Origin of the sequence: Corynebacterium sp. MSK150, from assembly GCF_030229215.1 — a bacterium.
In the GTDB taxonomy this organism is placed as follows: domain Bacteria; phylum Actinomycetota; class Actinomycetes; order Mycobacteriales; family Mycobacteriaceae; genus Corynebacterium.
Window position 1 is genome coordinate 1 of record NZ_JASPHM010000051.1, and the last position, 271, is coordinate 271.

Consider the following 271-nt stretch of genomic DNA (forward strand, 5'->3'; position numbering starts at 1 on the left):
TCGTCTCGTAGATGTTGTTTTGGGTACCTTGAGGAGCCGGTTGGGCTTGCTGTGCAATCGGCTTGGATGGGGGTCTGTTGGCTTTAGGCTGCTGCAGCCTCCTGAGCTGTAGAGATGTCTCGGTAGTGCTCGCCGTTTCGCATCATGGAGAAGAGAGCGTTGAGGCGTCGGCGTGCGAGTGCGACGACTGCGGTGTTGTGTCTTTTGCCTTCTTTGCGTTTTCGTTCATAGAATTGCCGGGAACGCTCGTGGAATCTGATCGATGCAAAAG

The 271-nt window shown here is 54.6% G+C and carries 1 pseudogene; it reads right to left on the reverse strand.

Going from position 1 to position 271, the window contains the following annotated elements:
- Positions 1-83: 83 nt before the first annotated feature.
- Positions 84-271 (reverse strand): annotated as a pseudogene (locus QP941_RS11590) (IS110 family transposase); the annotation flags it as partial.